The sequence below is a fragment of the Streptomyces sp. NPDC101151 genome (assembly GCF_044768335.1).
GTDB lineage: Bacteria > Actinomycetota > Actinomycetes > Streptomycetales > Streptomycetaceae > Streptomyces.
In genome coordinates, this window is sequence record NZ_JBIWPP010000024.1 from 57,660 (window position 1) to 74,626 (window position 16,967).

Sequence of the window (16,967 nt, forward strand, 5' to 3'; positions counted from 1 at the left end):
TCGGCCTGGCCGCGTGGATAGCATGGCTGGGTTGACGAAACCTACCGACGGGAGCTGCACAGCCATGGAACCTCGTTCCTCGGGGCTGCAACGGCTCGTACGCGAGGTGGCCAAGTTCGGCGCCGTCGGCGGGGCCGGCGTCCTTGTCAATCTCGGCGTGTTCAACCTGGTCCGGCATGTTTCCGAGCTGCCGGTGGTGCGCGCCAGCATCATCGCGACCGTCGTCGCGATCGCCTTCAACTACGTCGGCTTCCGTTACTGGACGTACCGGGACCGCGACAAGAACGGCCGCACCAAGGAACTCACCCTGTTCCTGATCTTCAGCGCGATCGGCCTGGTGATCGAGAACGGCGTGCTGTACCTGGCCACCTACGGCTTCGGCTGGGACAGCCCGCTGCAGAGCAACGTGTCCAAGTTCGTCGGCATCGGCGTCGCCACCCTGTTCCGGTTCTGGTCCTACCGCACCTGGGTGTTCCGGGCGATGCCGGCCCGGGAGGCCGTGGCGGGTGCGGAATCGATCCTGGAGCAGGAGTCGAAGAAGCCCACGCCGAAGCAGCGCGTCCCGTAGGAACCTGCCGGACGGGGCCTGGGTCCTGTCGGCCTAGCGGACGGTCGGCCGGTCCTCGTCGTCCAGCTTGTGGGCCGCCGGGGGTGTGCGGGACAGGAAGAGACCGAAGACCGGCGGCAGTGACTGGAGCAGCTCCAGACGGCCGCCGTCGGCCTCCGCGAGGTCCCGTGCGACGGCCAGCCCGATGCCGGTCGAGTTGCGCCCGCTGATCGTGCGCTCGAAGATCCGGGCGCCCAGGTCGGCCGGGACGCCCGGCCCCTCGTCCGTGACCTCGATCACGGCCTGGTTGCCGGTGACCCGGGTGCGCAGGGCGACCGTGCCGCCGCCGTGCATGAGTGAGTTCTCGATCAGCGCGGCCAGCACCTGTGCGACCGCGCCGGGCGTACCGACGGCCTGCAGATGCCGTTTGCCGGAGCTGACGATGGCCCGGCCGACGCTGCGGTAGGCGGGCCGCCACTCGGCGAGCTGCTGCTGGATGACCTCGTCCAGGTCGAAGGAGACGGCGGAGCCGGTGCGCGGGTCCCGCGAGTTGGTCAGCAGCCGTTCCACCACGTCCGTCAGCCGCTCCACCTGCGTGAGCGCCACGTTCGCCTCCTCCTTCACCGTGTCCGGGTCGTCGGTGAGGGTGATCTCCTCCAGCCTCATGGACAGCGCGGCGAGGGGCGTACGGAGCTGGTGGGAGGCGTCGGCGGCGAGGCGCCGTTCCGCCGTGAGCATCCGGCCGATGCGTTCGGCGGAGGAGTCGAGCACATCGGCGACCCGGTCCAGCTCGGGGACGCCGTAGCGCTTGTGCCGGGGGCGCGGGTCGCCCGAGCCGAGGCGCTCGGCGGTCTCGGCGAGATCGGTCAGCGGGGAGGCGAGCCGGTTGGCCTGGCGTACGGCGAGCAGCACGGCGGCGACCACCGCCAGCAGCGCCACCAGCCCGATGATCAGCAGGGTCCGGCCGACCTCGCGGGTCACCGCGGAGCGGGGCTCCTCGACGGTGACCGTCTCACCCTCCTCGCCCCGCTGCGTGGAGCGGATGACGTCGCCCTCGGGCTTGGTGCCGATCTCGATCGGCGGCCGGCCCGGGACCCGGATCTCCGCGTACTGGTCCTTGCTGACCGGATTGCGCAGGACGTCGGCGTTGACGTTCTCCTCGGCGAGGATGCGGCTGTCGATGATGCTGGCCAGCCGCACCGCCTCGGACTCCACCCGCTCCTGGGCACTGTTGCTGATCGTCCGTGTCTCGACGATCACCAGGGAGACACCGAAGACGGCGATCACCACGAGCACGACGGCGAGGGTGGACTGGATGAGACGTCGGCGCATGTTCCGTCACCCGCAGTGATCGCTGGACCCCTGGTGGGGGTTCAGCTCTTCTCGAAGCGGAAGCCGACGCCGCGTACCGTCGCGATGTACCGGGGGTTCGCCGCGTCGTCGCCCAGCTTCTTGCGCAGCCAGGAGATGTGCATGTCCAGCGTCTTGGTCGAGGACCACCACGTGGTGTCCCAGACCTCGCGCATCAGCTGGTCGCGCGTCACGACCCGGCCGGCGTCCCGCACCAGGACCCGCAGCAGATCGAACTCCTTCGCCGTGAGCTGGAGTTCCTCGTCACCCATCCAGGCGCGGTGCGACTCGACGTCGATCCGCACGCCGTGCGTGGCCGGCGGCTGCTGCGGTTCCGCTGCGCCGCGGCGCAGCAGGGCCCGTACCCGGGCGAGCAGTTCGGCGAGGCGGAAGGGCTTGGTGACGTAGTCGTCGGCGCCCGCGTCCAGGCCGACGACGGTGTCCACCTCGTCGGCACGCGCGGTCAGGATGAGGATCGGCACGGTGTGGCCGTCGGCGCGCAGCCGGCGGGCGACCTCCAGGCCGTCCATGCCGGGCAGGCCCAGGTCCAGCACGACCAGATCGACACCGCCCTGCATGCCGGCGTCGAGCGCACTGGGTCCGTCCTCGCGCACCTCGACCTCGTAACCTTCCCGGCGCAGGGCGCGGGCCAGCGGCTCCGAGATGGACGCATCGTCCTCGGCGAGCAGTACACGGGTCATGAGGTGATGGTAGACCGCCCGCGAGCAGTGCTGGGGTGTGATCGGTTCCAGGAGTTCTTACCTTCGCGGGCCGGTGGTACGAACCATTGCCCCGGAGGTGCGATGGTAGGGGGGACCTTCGATCCAGACGCCGCGGTTCCCCCGACACCTGTGATCCGTGTCTCAAGTCCTTCCATATCCGGCACTGTCCTGCCGTATGGTGACCTGAACGCCTGTAGCACACTGGGGACCTTTGGCGGGCACTTGACGCTGAAGGTCTCTTTTGTGTGCGGGCTGGTGAAGACCAGCCTCGAAAGGAATGACCTCTGGCCGGGCTCCGGACGCACTGACGCGTCACGGGGCGTGGATCCCGGTGGTCGCCGTCCGCCGCTCCGCGATCCGGAACGGACTCCCCCTGGGCGTGGGGGTGGACGACCGACCCTGCCGGTGCCGGCCGCACCCCCACCGGGCGCGCAGCGCTCCAACGCGCGTCCCGACCAGCAAGGAACGACCATGGCGTCCAGCCTGACGAAGGACTCGGTCCGACCGGGCACCCCCGGTTCCGAGAAGACCTTCTTCGGCCACCCCCGCGGACTGGCCACTCTCTTCATGACCGAGATGTGGGAGCGGTTCTCCTACTACGGCATGAGGGCCCTGCTCCCGCTGTACCTGGTGGCCCCGGGCGGCCTGCATCTGAACGCGGGCACGGCGACCGCGATCTACTCGGTGTACGTGTCGCTCGTGTACCTGCTCGCCCTGCCCGGCGGCTGGTTCGCGGACCGCGTCCTCGGCCCCCGCAAGACCGTTGCCGTCTCCGGCCTGATCATCATGCTCGGCCATCTGTGCCTGGCACTGCCGGTCACGGCCAGCTTCTTCGTCGGCCTCGGCCTCGTCGCCATAGGCTCGGGTCTGCTCAAGGCCAACATCTCCACGATGGTCGGTCACCTCTACAAGGGCGCGGACGACCCGCGCCGTGACGGTGGCTTCACGCTCTTCTACATCGGCATCAACCTGGGTGCCTTCGCCGCGCCGCTGATCATCGGCACCGTCGGTGAGAACTACAACTGGCACCTCGGCTTCGCGCTGGCCGCGCTCGGCATGGCGCTGGGTCTGGCCCAGTACCTGCTCGGCAGCCGCCACCTGAGCGAGAAGAGCAGCGTCGTTCCCACGCCGCTGTCCGCCGAGGAGAAGTCCGCCACCCTGCGCAAGGGCCTGACCTGGCTGGCGATCGCCGCGGTCTTCTACGGTGCCGTCAGCTTCTCCGGCCACTTCACCCTGAACTGGGCGCTGATCCCGCTGACCATCATCGGTCTGCTCGTGCCGATCGTGGTCATCGGCCGCATCCGCCGGGACAAGGACCTGGACACGGCCGAGCGTTCGAAGGTATCGGCGTACATCTGGTTCTTCGTCGCCGCCGCCGTCTTCTGGATGATCTACGACCAGGGTGGTTCGACCCTGTCGATCTTCGCCAGCGAGTCCGCGGAGAACAGCGTCTTCGGCTGGAAGTTCCCGGTCTCCTGGTACCAGTCGGTGAACCCGGTCATGATCATGGCCCTGGCGCCCGTCTTCGCCTGGGCATGGCTGTGGCTGAACCGGCGCGGCAAGGAGCCGAGCACGATCGTGAAGTTCGCCTCCGGCCTGGTGCTGGTCGGTGCGTCCTTCTTCCTCTTCCTCGCTCCGCTGTCGATCGCCGAGGGCGGTCACAAGGCCGCGGCGATGTGGCTGGTCGCGATCTACTTCGTCCAGACGATCGGTGAGCTGACGCTGTCGCCGGTGGGTCTGTCCGTGACGACGAAGATGGCGCCGAAGAAGTACGCCTCGCAGATGATGGGCGTCTGGTTCCTCGCGGTCACCGCGGGCGACTCGGTCACCGCGCTGCTGTCCAACCCGGCCATTGGCGGTGTCAACCTCGACAAGATGGGCTTCGTCGTCCTGGAGGCCATACTCGCCGTGATCGCCGGCGTCGCGGTGTGGATGTACCGCAACAAGGTCAAGGCGCTCATGGGCAGCGTCAACTGACGCTGCCGCGCCGGAGAAGGGCCACCGCATCCCTGACGATGCGGTGGCCCTTTTCCTGTGTCCGGGAACTGCCGCGGTCCGGGAACTACCGCGTCCTGCGCTTCGGCATGAACGTGAACACCGCGCCGCCCAGCAGGATCGCCGTGCCCGCCACCAGGCCCAGCGCCTTGAGGGCGCCGTGGTCTCCGGAACCGGTCTCGGCGAGGCCGCCCGCGCCACTGCTGCTGCCGCCCGAGGACGACGATCCCCCGGAGCTCGACGTGCCGCCCGAGGCACCGCCCGGCTGCTGGGCGGTGTCCAGGGTGAGGGAGACCTCCGTCCTGGTCGGCGTGCAGGTCGTGGTCGTACCCAGGGCCTTGATGGTGAGGACCCCCGGGGCCAGGGTCGAACTGCCGCTCGCGCCCGGCTTGTAGGTGCCGGTGAGGTCGGGGATCTCGATCGGTTCGCCGGACTTGATGGCGTCGGCGTTCGTCGGTCCCTCCACGTGCACGGTGCCCTTGTCCGCGCCGCCCAGCACCACCTCCATCGACGGTTTCACGGAGTCCTTCGGGATGTCGGCGGGGCTGTCCATCACCGACTTCTTGAACTGCACGGTGAGGTCGTAACTCCCGCCGTTCTTCTTGGCGTTGATCTGCACCGGAGAGGTCGCGTTCTTGTCGCCGATCGGCGTCTTGCAGGCGTAGGGGACCTGGACCTCCTTGCCCGTGAAGTCGGTCTGGCCGGTGCCCCCGGTCGCCGTCGGGGTCGCGGTGTCCGACGGCGTCGTCGACTGGGTGGGCGTCGTCGACGAGGTCGGTGTCGTCGACTGGCTCGGCGTCCCGCTGGAGGTGCCCCCGCCGCCCGGCGTCACCTGGATCGTCGCCGCCTTCTGCACGGTCTCCTTCGGCGCGCACTTGGTGTCCGTCGACATCGCGTTGACCGTGTACGCGTCCGGTGTCAGCGTCACCTCACCGGCCGTCGTCAGCTTCAGGCTGCCCTTCATGTCGGACAGCACCATGTCGCCGCCCTTGGGGATCGCCGGGTTCTCCCGCGGGCCCTGCATGGCGATGTCACCGGTCTGCGCCCCGGCCGCCTTGAGCACCCCGGACGGCTGCACCGAGTTGGCGGGCAGGTCGATGATGTCCGGGTTCTTGGAGGCGGCCTGTGCGAACTTCCACACGATGTCCACCGTGTCGCCCACCTTCGCCGTGGCCGGCGCGGTGATCTCGACCTTCGTGGTGCCGTCGACCGGGTCGATGCCCGCGGGCGGCACGCAATGGGTGGCGAACGACACCTGGGCCGCCTGTGCGGGCGTGGCGGCCACGCCCAGCAGCAGGCCTGCCGAGCAGAGCACCAGTGCGGCGCCCGCGGCGCCCGTCCGGCCGGCCGGTGTGCCTCTCCTTCGCATGCTCACGTGGGTCCCTTCCTGGTGGGAGTCGTAGGACTCGTCGGGCTGTCGTCGTGCGGTGCGGAGAGCCGGCCGGCCGGGCCGCCCGGAACGGAGTCCGGGGTGAACCACGGCAGGGTCGGAGTCGGGTCGGGCAGCGGCCCGGGGGTGGGGGGGCGGGGCAGCCGCAGCGCGGGCCGGGTGAGCCGCCGGTGGCGGACGCCGCCCGGCCGGCGCGGCCGTACCCGGTCCACAACGGCCATTCCGGCGCGGAACACCGCGGCCGGCACGACCAGGCAGAGCAGGATCCAGAACAGCGTCACGCCCCAGGGGCGGCCCACTCCCCACGGCTGCTCGGCGAGGACCTTGCCGCCGTACTCGAGGGCCACGGTGTAGTCGCCGTGCGCGCCGGCCGACAGCTCGACGGGCAGCTCGATCTGCGCCTTCTTCCCGGGCACTAGAGTGCCGCGCCACTGCTGCTCGTCCCACTGGGGGGCGAAGACGCCGTGCGCGGTGCCGACCCGGAACACCGGGTCCTTGATCGCGGCGGAGCCGATGTTGCCCGCGGTGAAGACCAGAGTGCGGCTCGGCGGCGCCCCGAACCAGGTCAGCACGCCGCTGGAGCCGGTCAGCCGGGTGTCGGACAGGATCGACAGCCGGCCGCCGGCGGACTCGGCGGGCAGCGGGGCGACGGGATGCCCGGCGACCTGGAGGACGGTGTCCGCCTCGGCCTTCGCACCGGTCACCGTGGCCACGTGCACCACGCAGGGGCACGGCACGGGCGGCTCGGCGACCGGCAGCTTCCTGGCGAAGGAGCCGCCGGCGTCGGTGGTGACCGCCCGGCCGTCGCCGTTGGCGCAGGAGTTGGTGCCGCCGACGACGCCGCGGGACGGGGTGGCCCGCCCGCAGACCAGCATCATCAGCAGCGTGTGCGGACGCCAGCCGCTTCCGCTGACGGTGACCGAACCGCCCGTTCCCGCCTGGGACTCGGACAGCTTCACGACGGGACCGTCCGCCGCGGCCGCGGGGACGGTGAGCGGCAGCAGGAGCAGCGCGAACACCACCGCAAGCACGGGCATCCGGGCCGTTCGTCTCCTGTTGGCCCCGGCTGTGCCGCTCACGTCGCCGCTCCCGTCAACTCGACTTCCTTGTGCGTGGGTTCGTCGTCCTCGGTCTCGGTCCCGCGACGCCTGTGCCGTCGTACGGCCAGCAGTGCGGCCGCCGCCACGGCCGCCCCGCAGACGCCGGCCACCGCGCCCCGGGGCACGAACCGGGCCGAGGCGTGCGTGGTGTCGTGGGCGCCGCCCGCCGCGGTCACCGTCAGCCGTACGTCGACGTCGTCCAGGGCGGGCCGGCCGGGCCACGGCTCGCCGAGGGTCCGGCGGGCTCCCGGGGGCAGGTGGACCGGCAGGGTGTGCGCGGCGCGGTCGAGGACCTGTCCGAAGAGGCCGTCCGCGTGGACCGCGAGCTTCGGTACGAGAACGGTCGTACCGCGGTTGACCAGCTCGTACGTGATGCGGTCGCCGTGCACCGCCACATGCTCGACGGTGAGCGCGGACAGCGCCGGGCCGCCCACGCGCAGGTTGAGCGCGACCGTCGCCGTACGGCCGTCCGCGTCCCGGGCGGCGATGGTGCCGGAGCGGTCACCGGGTGCGGCGCCGGCCGGCACCGGCACGGTGAACGGCACGTCGGCGCGGGTGCGCGCGGGCACCCGGAGGGCGGCCCGGGCGAACGCGATCCGCAGGCCGGAGCCGCTCAGCCGTACGGTGAGCGGCTGCCGGCTGCGGTTGGTCACGGACACCGTGTCCTGCAGGACCGTTCCCGGGGCACCCTCGGCGTAGAAGGAGGGGCGTCCGGCGCCGGCGGGCGTGAGGGACCAGCCTGCCGCGGCTTCCGCGTGCGGTGCGGACGCCAGCAGCAGGAGCAGGGTGAGGCCGAGGACACGGGCGGCGGTCGGCATGGGCGGCTCCAGCGGTCTACGGCTGCGGTTCAGCGGCGTACGGCCGGGTTCCGCCGGGTCAGCCACAGCGCGCCCGCCGCACCCGCGAGGAGGACCGTGCCGCCGAGCGTGCCGAGGGCGACGGCCGAGTCCGTGGGGCCGGTCTGCGGAAGCTGTCCGCCGGAGCCGCCCGACGAGGAGGACGAGGAAGAGCCGGAGGACGACGCTCCGCCCGCCGCCGTCACGTCCAGCGTCAGGGACGGCTTGGGGTTGTTGGCGGGGGTGCAGGTGGTCGTCGTACCGAGCGCCTTGATGATGAGCGTGCCCGCCGTGAAGGTGACCTTGCCGGTCTTCTTCGGCGTGTAGGTGCCGCTCAAGTCACTGATCTTGATGGGGGTGTTGGCGGGTATCGCGGCCGAGTTGGCCGGGCCGGTGACAGCGAGGGTGCCGCTGTCGGCGCCGCCGAGCCTGATGGCGGCGCTCGGGCTCATCGCCCCCTTGCCCAGCTCCACCGGGCTGGAGGAGACGCCCTTCTGCCAGGACATCGTGATCCGGTAGCCGCTGCCGCTCTTGACGCCCTTGATGTCGATGGGCGAGACGGCGCTCTTGTCGCCGATCGGCGTCTTGCACTGGTAGTTGACGTCCACGACGTCGGCGTGGGCCGCCGGCGCGGTCAGCAGCACCGCCGCTCCGGCCAGGGCCGCGGCGGACACGAGCGCGGCGGTTCGTTGCGGGTACGACACGGTCGGTCCACCCCATTCATTCCTGACGACGTATCAGATTCGGCCGTCAAGGTACGCCCGGGGTCGTGAGGAAGGAAGATGCGTCACACGCCGGAGTTGTGTCGATCCGGCGTGTGCGACGGGGGAATCGAGTGGAGACGGAGGCCGAGGGGGCCCCGCACGGGCGGCCGTCGGGACGCTCAGGCGGGGGCTCCGAGTTCGGCCCACACGGTCTTGCCCGAGCGGCCGGGCGTGCGGAGGACCCCCCAGTCCAGGCACAGCCGCTGCACGATGAACATGCCGTGGCCGCCGGGGCGGCCGGCGCGGTGCGGGGTGCGGGGGGCCGGCTGGCCGGTGCCGCGGTCGGACACCTCCACCCGGATGACCTTGTTGTCGCAGGCGAGGAACAGCTCCTCCGGGCCCTCGGCGTGCAGGCAGGCGTTGGTGACCAGCTCGGACACGACGAGCAGCACGTCCTCGGCGGCGGCCCGCTGGTCGGCGGAGCCGGCGGGCAGCCAGCCCCACGCGTACAGCGCCTGCCGGGCGAAGTCGCGGGCGAGCGGGACGACCCCGCTCTCGCCCTCCAGGCGCAGCCTGCGGACCTGCCGCCCCGGGGTCTTCCGCACATCCTCGGACGGCACGGACGGCACGGCTGCCCGCGCGGACACGCCGCCCTCCGGCGCACCCCCCTCGGACACCCCGGAAGCGCCGCTGGGCTCCGGGCCGCGGTCGCCCGGCGAGTAAGGCCGGGTGGTGCTCATCAGCGCTTCACCTCACCGATCCACCAGTTCACGATTCAAAAAAGTCCGGCACCGTTCGGTGCCTGCCGGTCCGTACACCGTCCGCCCACGGTCCGTACGCGACCGCCGTCCGGGGCTGACAGGTATCAGGATCTCTTCTGCCCGACCGATCCGGGGGAACACCCCCGTTTTGGGCATGGCCTGTGCGACACGCGACACCACCCCCGAGGGGCGGCCGGGGCACGGGTTCAGTCGGTCTCGCCGGCGAGTGCGGCATCCAGGGAGTCATGGACGGTGAAGACCGCCTCGGCTCCGGTGATCTCGAACACACGGGCGACCACCGGGAGCATCCCCGCCAGGTGCACTCCGCCGCCGGCGGCCTCGGCCTTCAGCCGGGCGCCCAGCAGCACGTTCAGACCGGTGGAGTCGCAGAACTCCAGCCGTGAGCAGTCCACCACGAGCCGTGAGAACCCTTTTCCCAGGAGGTCGTCGAGTGGCTCGCGCAGCAGATCGGCGGTGTGGTGATCGAGCTCACCCGCCGGTGTCACTACGGCGCTGGAGCCCGCTTCCCGCACCTCCACCAGAAGCCGGCCCGACTGTGCGCTGCCGACCGTCCCGTGGTCCATGCCGTCTCTCTCCCGAGGTCGTGGCTGCTGATGCCCTCGAACATTACGCCTTCCCTGCGCACTCCGACACCCGAACAAGCTCACATAGTGGGACATATCGCTACGGAACGTACTTGCGATCGTCTCGGGGTAGCAGGTAGGGCTAGTACGACACACATCCCTACACGCCGGCTTCGGAGGCGCCGCACACCGCAGTGCACGTACTGGCTTCGGCAGCCATATGCCGAGAACGATGGAGGACACCCATGTCAGCCCGGCTCGACGGATCCCATACCCGTATGGCGACGTCGACACCCCCACCGGAACAACTGGATCATCCCATCGATCCCGTCGACACCCTCGACCCCCTCGAGGGACTTCCGGAGATCCCCCCCTTCGACGAGGTCGGCCCGGTCGACGCGCGGGCCCTGTCCAAGACGCTCTTCGAGCGGCTCGAGTCGCTGGAGGAAGGGACGTACGAGTACTCGTACGTCCGCAACACCCTCGTCGAGCTGAACCTCGCACTCGTCAAGTTCGCCGCCTCACGCTTCCGCTCCCGCAGCGAACCGATGGAGGACATCGTCCAGGTCGGCACGATCGGACTGATCAAGGCGATCGACCGGTTCGAGCTCACCCGCGGTGTGGAGTTCCCCACCTTCGCGATGCCGACCATCATCGGCGAGATCAAGCGCTTCTTCCGTGACACCTCGTGGTCCGTGCGCGTACCGCGCAGGCTGCAGGAGCTGCGGCTCGACCTGGCCAAGGCCGGGGACGAGCTGGCCCAGCAGCTGGACCGCGCCCCCACGGTCACGGAACTCGCCGAGCGCCTCGGCCTCTCCAACGACGAGGTCGTCGAGGGCATGGCCGCCTCGAACGCCTACACCGCCTCCTCGCTGGACGCCCAGCCCGAGGAGGACGACTCCGAGGGCGCGCTCGCGGACCGCATCGGGTACGAGGACCACGGGCTCGAAGGCATCGAGTACGTCGAGTCGCTGAAGCCGCTGATCGCCGAACTCCCGCCCCGGGACCGGAAGATCCTCTCGCTGCGCTTCGTCGCGGGCATGACCCAGTCGGAGATCGGCGACGAACTCGGCATCTCCCAGATGCATGTCTCCCGGCTGCTGTCGCGGACCCTCGTGCGGCTGCGCAAGGGGCTGACCCTGGAGGAGTGACCCTCCGACACGCGTGTGAGGCGGCTCGGCCGACCATGCCGGGCCGCTTCGCCGTGTCCGGGCACCGATGTCCCGAGCGGCCGGTGCCCGGGAGCCCAACCGTTACGCGGTTACCCGGGGAAACCTCTTTCCCGAACCGCACCCCTCCACCACGATGGGCCCCCGTACCGGCGGGTACGCCAGTGACCACGGGGACGGAGGGTACGGAATGGCTCAGGGCGGCGACCGGGCCGAGGCGGGCGCGGAGCACGAGGGCACGGAACACGCGGACGTTCCGGACGCGCGGCTGACGGAACTGCTGCGCACCCCCACCCCGACGGCCTACCCGGCCCTGCAGGAGCTGCGCCGCCGGCACCACCCGGCGGTCCTCGGCTACGCCCGCCTGTGCGCCGCGAGCGAGTCCGCCGCACACCGGCTGGCGGCGGAGGCCTTCACCACGACGGCCCGCGAGACGGCCCGCGGCAGGGAGCCGAGCGTCCCGCTGCGCCATCAACTCCTGCTCCTCACGGCGCGCTTGGCGGCCGGCTGGGCGACCGACGAGCGGTCGGCGGGGGTGGATCCCGCCCTCCTCCTGGTGCTGAACTCCGGCGGCTTGCCCGAGGGCCCGACCCCTCCCCTGCTCCCGGCGTTCCAGACGCTCCCTCCGCGTACCCAGGGCCTGATCTGGTACGGCGTCCTCGAAGCGGAACCCGTGGAGCGCACCGCCGCCTTCCTCGGTCTGAGCCGCGCCGACGTCGCCCATGGCACGCCGCCTGCTCTCAAGGCCCTGGCCCAGACCTGTCTGAGACACCGTCTGGCGGCCTCCGACGATCCGCGTTGCGCCGACTTCCGCCGTCTGATCGAGGAGGCGGTGCGCCGCGAGGGCCCCCGGTACAGCGCCGACCTGGACGCCCACAGGACCCACTGCCCGCACTGCACGGCCGCCTTCGAGGATCTGAGCGCACTGCGGGACACCCCGAGGCAGGCTCTGGCGGAGGGCCTGCTGCCCTGGGCCGGAACGTCGTACATACGCGCCGACGAGCCGGTCCCGGCACCCGGGCCGGCCGCGGTCCACGGGAGTTGGCCGCCCCGGCGCCGCTACCTGCTGGCGTCGGCGGCCCTGGGCGTGGCCCTGGCCCCGCTGCTGGTGTTCCTGCTGTCCTCGACCGACGAACCCGGCCGGCAGCCGACGGCGGCGACGCCCCGGCCCCCGGCAGTGACGGTGACGGCGACGGTCTCCGCCTCCCCCTCCCCTTCTCCTTCTCCGACTCCTTCGCGCACGACCAAGTCGCCTTCTCCGACGAAGACTTCACACCGCCCGACCGCGTCCCCGCACCCCCGCCGCACACCGAGCCCGTCCCTCACGCCCTCGCCCCCGGGCAGCGCCTACGCCCCGGTGGTGAACGTGGCGACGGGCCGCTGCCTGGACATCCGCGACGGCGACCTCTCGCAGGGCAACGACGTCATCACGGCGCCCTGCGACTCCTCCTCCAGCCAGCGCTGGCGCGTCGACACCTACCTGGGCGTACTCCGCTCGGCCGCCGACTCCGAGTTCTGCCTGGACAGCCGCGGCTCGACCGACCGGGGCGTGGGCATCTGGGGCTGCGACTCGGTGTACGGCAGCAACGGCCAGAACCTGCGCTTCACCGTCGACCCCGACGGCACGATCCGCCCGGCGATCGCCATCGAGACGGCGGTGACTCCGGAGGGCGGGGACGGGGTGGGGCTGGAGCCGTTGAACGGGGGGCCGGGGCAGCGGTGGCGGGCCGGGACCTCCTGAACGCGATCCCGGAGCAGCGACGGCGGGCCGGGGCCGCCTGAACACGGTCCCGGAGCAGCGACGGCGGGCCGGGGCCGCCTGAACACGGTCCCGGAGCAGCGACGGCGGGCCGGGGCCGCCTGGACACGGTCCCGGCCTGCCCGGTCACACGACCTGCTCGCCCCTCCGCCAGACCGCGCCGACCAGCGGGACGCCCGGCCGGTAGGCCAGGTGGACGTGGCTCGGGGCGTCCAGCAGGGTCAGGTCGGCGCGGGCGCCGGGGGTGAGGCGGCCGATGTCGGTGCGGCGCAGGGCCGCCGCGCCGCCCGCGGTGGCCGACCAGACCGCCTCGTCCGGTGTCATCCGCATGTCCCGGACGGCCAGGGCGATGCAGAACGGAACGGAGGAGGTGAAGGACGAGCCGGGGTTGCAGTCCGTGGAGAGGGCGACCGTCGCGCCCGCGTCCAGGAGGCGGCGGGCGTCCGGCCACTCCGCGCGGGTGGAGAACTCGGCACCGGGAAGCAGCGTGGCCACGGTGTTGCCGTTGGCCAGGGCGTCGACGTCCGCGTCCGTGAGGTGGGTGCAGTGGTCGGCGCTCGCCGCGTCCAGCTCGACGGCCAGTTGGACACCGGGGCCGTAGGAGAGCTGGTTGGCGTGGACACGCGGGTGCAGGCCCTTCGCCCGGCCCGCGGTGAGGATCGCCCGCGCCTGGTCGCCGTCGAAGGCGCCCTTCTCACAGAAGACGTCGACCCAGCGGGCGTGGGGCGCGCAGGCGTCCAGCATCTCGCCGGTGACCAGGGCGACATAGGCCGCCGGGTCGTCGGCGTAGTCGGGGGAGACGATGTGGGCGCCGAGGTACGTCACCTCGTCGGTGTGGCGGGCCGCGATGCGCAGGGCGCGGGACTCGTCCTCGACCGTCAGGCCGTAGCCCGACTTCGTCTCGAAGGTGGTGGTGCCCTGGCGGAGTGCCTCCGCCAGGTAGTGGGTGAGGTTCGCCTCCAGTTCCGCGTCGGTCGCGGCGCGGGTGGCCGCGACCGTGGTACGGATGCCGCCCGCGGTGTAGGAGCGGCCGGACATGCGGGCGTTGAACTCCTGCGTGCGGTCGCCGGCGAAGACCAGGTGGGAGTGGGAGTCCACGAAGCCGGGCAGCACCGCCCGGCCGCCCGCGTCGACCCGGTTGTCGGTGGCGGGTGCTTTGCTGGATTCACCGGTCCACGCGATGCGGTCGCCGTCGATGACGACGGCCGCGTCCTGAATCAGACCGAGGGCGGATCCTCCCCCGCTCTCGAACTTGCTCGAGCGGGGGGACCCCCATCCGAGGGAGGGGTCGTTGGTGACCAGCGTGGCGATGTTGGTGATGACGGTGCTGCTGCTCATGACGTCCTCAAGGGTGGCCGGATGGTATTCGGCGGTGGTCAGCCGCGCAGGGCTTCGATCGCGTCCGCCAGTGCCGACGGCACGTCCGGCACGAGCGCGTGGACGCCGTCCCGTACGACGGCACGGCCGCCCACGATCGTGTGCCGCACGTCCGCCGCACCCGCCGCGAATACGGCCGTCTCGGCGCCCAGCCTGGGCAGCGGACCGGCCGTCCTGACCGAGTCGAGGGCGACCGTCGTCAGATCGGCGAGCGCACCGGGCTCGATGGCACCGGCCTCCTCCCAGCCGAGGGCGGCGTGGCCGTCGGTGGTGGCGGCCCGCAGCAGCGCGGCGGCGGTCCAGTGGCCCCGGGTGCGGGTGCGCAGCCGCTCGTTCAGCTCCATCGCGCGCGCCTCTTCGAGCAGGTCGATGACGGCGTGGCTGTCGGAGCCGAGGGAGAGCGGGGAGCCCGCCCGCTGCAGGGCGACGGCGGGGCCGATGCCGTCCGCCAGATCGCGTTCGGTCGTCGGGCACATGCAGGTGCCGGTGCCTGAGCCGCCGAGCAGGGCGATGTCCTCGTCGGTGAGATGGGTGTTGTGCACACCGGTGGTGCGCGGCCCGAGGACTCCGTGGTCGGCGAGCAGCCGGGTGGGGGTGCAGCCGTGCGCCGCCCGGCAGGCGTCGTTCTCGGCGGTCTGCTCCGAGAGGTGCACATGCAGCGGGGCCCGCCGCTCCTCGGCCCATCGCGCCACGGTCGCCAACTGACCGGCGGGCACGGCCCGTACGGAGTGGATCGCCGCCCCGATCCGCGCGTGATCCCGTTCCTTGAGAACTGCACAGCGTTCGGCCCAGGCCTCCGCGCTGCCGTCGGAGAAGCGCAGCTGGTGGGTGCTGGGCGGCTCGCCGAAGCCGGAGGAGAGATAGGCGGTGTCCAGCAGGGTGATGCGGATACCGGCATCGGCGGCGGCCGCGATCAGCGCCTCGCCCATCGCGTTGGGGTCGGCGTAGCGGGTGCCCCCGGGGGCGTGGTGCACGTAGTGGAACTCGCCGACGCAGGTGATGCCGGCCAGTGCCATTTCGGCGTACACCGCGCGGGCGAGGGCGTGGTAGGTCTCCGGGGTCAGGTGGTCGGCGACGGAGTACATCACCTCGCGCCAGGTCCAGAAGGTGCCGCTGCCGACCTGGACCGTGCCGCGCAGCGCCCGGTGGAAGGCGTGGGAGTGGGCGTTCGCCAGGCCGGGCAGGGTCAGCCCGCGCAGGATCTCGGCTCCGGGCGGCGGGGTGGGTACGCCGGTGCGGACGGCGGTGATCCGGCCGTCCGCCACCTCGACGGCCACGCCCGGCTCGACGTGGGTGCCGAGCCAGGCGTGCTCCAGCCAGTACGTCCGCGTCGTCTGCGTCGTCACGTGCAGGCCAGCCCTTCCAGTACGTCGGCGAGGGCGCTCACCCCGGCCACGCAGTCGTCCTCGGCCGCGAACTCGGCAGGGGAGTGCGAGACACCCGTGGGGTTGCGCACGAACAGCATGGCGGTCGGAATGCTCCCGGAGAGGATTCCGGCGTCGTGTCCGGCACCGGTTCCCAGGACGGGCACCTTCAGACCGGTTTCCGCGCCCAGGACGCGGCCGAGTTCGTCGCGCAGCGCGTGGTCGAACTCGACGACCGGGGTGAAGGACTCCCGGACGATGTCGAGGTCGATGCCGTGGGCGTCCGCGTACTCCCGCGCGGCCTTCTCGATGCCGCCGACGACCGTGTCCAGGCTCTCCTGGTCGGCGGCGCGGGAATCGAGCCAGCCGCGCACCAGGGAGGGGATGGCGTTGACGCCGTTCGGCTCGACGGAGATCTTGCCGAAGGTGGCCACGGCACCGGCGAGTTCGGCCTCCCGGCGGGCGGCGAGCACGGTCTCGGCGTACGACAGCATCGGGTCGCGCCGGTCGACCAGCCGGGTGGTGCCCGCGTGGTTGGCCTCGCCGCGGAAGTCGAAGCGCCAGCGGCCGTGCGGCCAGATGGCGCTGGCGATGCCGACCCGGTCGCCGGACAGGTCCAGCGCGCGACCCTGTTCGACGTGCAGCTCGACGAAGGCGCCGATACGGGCCAGCCGTTCCGGGTCGGCCCCGATGGCGTCGGGGTCGTATCCGGCGGCCTCCATGGCCCGCGGGAGGCTGATGCCCTCGCCGTCGGTGAGCCGGCGGGCCTGCTCGACGGTCAGCTGCCCGGCGGTGAGCCGGGAGCCGACACAGGCGAGCCCGAACCGGGCGCCCTCCTCGTCACCGAAGTTGACGATGGCAAGGGGCTTGGTGAACCGCACGTTCCTGCTGCGCAGTTCGTCGAGGGCGGCGAAGGAGGAGACGACACCGAGGGGCCCGTCGAAGGCACCGCCGTCCGGCACCGAGTCCAGATGCGACCCGGTGACGACGGCGTCCCCGGCGGTCGGGTCCCCGAGCCAGGCCCACTGGTTCCCGTTCCGGTCGACCTCGTGGGTGAGCCCGCGTGCCTCGGCCTGCTCCTGGAACCAGGCCCGGCACTCGGCATCGGCACCGGTCCAGGCGTAGCGGCGGTAGCCGCGGGAGTCGGGGTGCCGGCCGATGGGAAGCAGCTCGCGCCACATCTCGTGGAAGGACGGCGCGGTCCGTCCGGGCTCCGGGGCGGCACCGGTACCCGCGGGCCGCACAGGCTGCGTGCCGTCGTTCGGCAGGGCGACGGGGGTCCCCCCGGTCGGGCGAGGCCGAGACTGGG

The 16,967-nt window shown here is 71.8% G+C and carries 15 protein-coding genes; 4 read left to right on the forward strand and 11 right to left on the reverse strand.

What is annotated here, in order from left to right; all coding sequences use genetic code 11:
- The first annotated feature begins 64 nt into the window (after nt 1–64).
- Nucleotides 65–568, forward strand: coding sequence for a GtrA family protein (locus ACIRU3_RS33105; protein WP_404064240.1), 504 nt, complete (start codon nt 65–67; stop codon nt 566–568).
- Between the two features lie 33 nt (nt 569–601).
- Here ACIRU3_RS33105 and ACIRU3_RS33110 read toward each other — a convergent pair whose 3' ends face one another.
- On the reverse strand, nt 602–1,879 hold the full coding sequence (locus ACIRU3_RS33110) for an ATP-binding protein (protein ID WP_404064242.1): 1,278 nt from the start codon (nt 1,877–1,879) through the stop codon (nt 602–604).
- 41 nt (nt 1,880–1,920) lie between these two features.
- Nucleotides 1,921–2,598, reverse strand: a complete 678-nt coding sequence (locus tag ACIRU3_RS33115) for a response regulator transcription factor (RefSeq protein WP_023550006.1) — start codon at nt 2,596–2,598, stop codon at nt 1,921–1,923.
- A gap of 492 nt (nt 2,599–3,090) precedes the next feature.
- On the opposite strand from ACIRU3_RS33115, the gene ACIRU3_RS33120 reads away from it, so the two are divergent.
- The gene (locus ACIRU3_RS33120) at nt 3,091–4,596 is read left to right on the forward strand and encodes an oligopeptide:H+ symporter (protein WP_404064246.1); all 1,506 of its coding nucleotides are present in this window, start codon (nt 3,091–3,093) and stop codon (nt 4,594–4,596) included.
- Nucleotides 4,597–4,681: 85 nt separating this feature from the next.
- Here ACIRU3_RS33120 and ACIRU3_RS33125 read toward each other — a convergent pair whose 3' ends face one another.
- The 6 genes from ACIRU3_RS33125 to ACIRU3_RS33150 form a co-directional block, all read right to left on the reverse strand.
- The gene (locus ACIRU3_RS33125; protein ID WP_404064249.1) at nt 4,682–5,983 is read right to left on the reverse strand and encodes a hypothetical protein; all 1,302 of its coding nucleotides are present in this window, start codon (nt 5,981–5,983) and stop codon (nt 4,682–4,684) included.
- A gap of 2 nt (nt 5,984–5,985) precedes the next feature.
- Entirely contained in the window at nt 5,986–7,041 is a 1,056-nt protein-coding gene (locus tag ACIRU3_RS33130) for a hypothetical protein (protein WP_404064252.1), read from the reverse strand.
- 38 nt (nt 7,042–7,079) lie between these two features.
- Nucleotides 7,080–7,922, reverse strand: a complete 843-nt coding sequence (locus tag ACIRU3_RS33135) for a hypothetical protein (RefSeq protein ID WP_404064254.1) — start codon at nt 7,920–7,922, stop codon at nt 7,080–7,082.
- A 29-nt stretch (nt 7,923–7,951) separates the two neighbouring features.
- Nucleotides 7,952–8,644, reverse strand: coding sequence for an LPXTG cell wall anchor domain-containing protein (locus tag ACIRU3_RS33140; protein WP_404064257.1), 693 nt, complete (start codon nt 8,642–8,644; stop codon nt 7,952–7,954).
- A 179-nt stretch (nt 8,645–8,823) separates the two neighbouring features.
- Nucleotides 8,824–9,384 carry an ATP-binding protein gene (locus ACIRU3_RS33145; protein WP_404064259.1) on the reverse strand — a complete coding sequence of 187 codons (561 nt, stop codon included), beginning with the start codon at nt 9,382–9,384 and terminating at the stop codon, nt 8,824–8,826.
- A gap of 227 nt (nt 9,385–9,611) precedes the next feature.
- Complete coding sequence (locus ACIRU3_RS33150; RefSeq protein ID WP_404064262.1) at nt 9,612–9,989, reverse strand: STAS domain-containing protein; 378 nt, start codon at nt 9,987–9,989, stop codon at nt 9,612–9,614.
- Nucleotides 9,990–10,234: 245 nt separating this feature from the next.
- Between ACIRU3_RS33150 and ACIRU3_RS33155 the strand changes: the two genes are divergently transcribed.
- Nucleotides 10,235–11,140 (forward strand): RNA polymerase sigma factor SigF, encoded by a 906-nt coding sequence (locus tag ACIRU3_RS33155; RefSeq protein ID WP_404064265.1) that lies wholly within the window; start codon nt 10,235–10,237, stop codon nt 11,138–11,140.
- Between the two features lie 208 nt (nt 11,141–11,348).
- Entirely contained in the window at nt 11,349–12,899 is a 1,551-nt protein-coding gene (locus ACIRU3_RS33160; RefSeq protein WP_404064268.1) for a ricin-type beta-trefoil lectin domain protein, read from the forward strand.
- Nucleotides 12,900–13,043: 144 nt separating this feature from the next.
- On the opposite strand, the gene hutI is transcribed toward ACIRU3_RS33160, so the two are convergent.
- Genes hutI through ACIRU3_RS33175 form a run of 3 tightly spaced genes read right to left on the reverse strand, consistent with a single transcriptional unit; the run spans nt 13,044 to nt 16,839 of the window.
- The gene (gene hutI, locus ACIRU3_RS33165) at nt 13,044–14,255 is read right to left on the reverse strand and encodes an imidazolonepropionase (RefSeq protein WP_404064270.1); all 1,212 of its coding nucleotides are present in this window, start codon (nt 14,253–14,255) and stop codon (nt 13,044–13,046) included.
- A gap of 38 nt (nt 14,256–14,293) precedes the next feature.
- Nucleotides 14,294–15,646, reverse strand: coding sequence for a formimidoylglutamate deiminase (locus ACIRU3_RS33170; protein WP_404064409.1), 1,353 nt, complete (start codon nt 15,644–15,646; stop codon nt 14,294–14,296).
- Complete coding sequence (locus tag ACIRU3_RS33175; RefSeq protein WP_404064412.1) at nt 15,637–16,839, reverse strand: allantoate amidohydrolase; 1,203 nt, start codon at nt 16,837–16,839, stop codon at nt 15,637–15,639. Before ACIRU3_RS33175 ends, ACIRU3_RS33170 begins: the two co-directional genes overlap by 10 nt.
- Nucleotides 16,840–16,967: the final 128 nt, after the last annotated feature.

Coding starts and splice junctions, on each gene's coding strand:
- ACIRU3_RS33125 (WP_404064249.1), bottom strand. CDS start 5,983: ATGCGAAGGAGAGGCACACCGGCCGGCCGGACGGGCGCCGCGGGCGCC.
- ACIRU3_RS33130 (WP_404064252.1), bottom strand. CDS start 7,041: ATGCCCGTGCTTGCGGTGGTGTTCGCGCTGCTCCTGCTGCCGCTCACC.
- ACIRU3_RS33115 (WP_023550006.1), bottom strand. CDS start 2,598: ATGACCCGTGTACTGCTCGCCGAGGACGATGCGTCCATCTCGGAGCCG.
- ACIRU3_RS33120 (WP_404064246.1), top strand. CDS start 3,091: ATGGCGTCCAGCCTGACGAAGGACTCGGTCCGACCGGGCACCCCCGGT.
- ACIRU3_RS33175 (WP_404064412.1), bottom strand. CDS start 16,839: ATGTGGCGCGAGCTGCTTCCCATCGGCCGGCACCCCGACTCCCGCGGC.
- ACIRU3_RS33155 (WP_404064265.1), top strand. CDS start 10,235: ATGTCAGCCCGGCTCGACGGATCCCATACCCGTATGGCGACGTCGACA.
- ACIRU3_RS33105 (WP_404064240.1), top strand. CDS start 65: ATGGAACCTCGTTCCTCGGGGCTGCAACGGCTCGTACGCGAGGTGGCC.
- ACIRU3_RS33135 (WP_404064254.1), bottom strand. CDS start 7,922: ATGCCGACCGCCGCCCGTGTCCTCGGCCTCACCCTGCTCCTGCTGCTG.
- ACIRU3_RS33110 (WP_404064242.1), bottom strand. CDS start 1,879: ATGCGCCGACGTCTCATCCAGTCCACCCTCGCCGTCGTGCTCGTGGTG.
- hutI (WP_404064270.1), bottom strand. CDS start 14,255: ATGAGCAGCAGCACCGTCATCACCAACATCGCCACGCTGGTCACCAAC.
- ACIRU3_RS33150 (WP_404064262.1), bottom strand. CDS start 9,989: ATGGACCACGGGACGGTCGGCAGCGCACAGTCGGGCCGGCTTCTGGTG.
- ACIRU3_RS33145 (WP_404064259.1), bottom strand. CDS start 9,384: ATGAGCACCACCCGGCCTTACTCGCCGGGCGACCGCGGCCCGGAGCCC.
- ACIRU3_RS33160 (WP_404064268.1), top strand. CDS start 11,349: ATGGCTCAGGGCGGCGACCGGGCCGAGGCGGGCGCGGAGCACGAGGGC.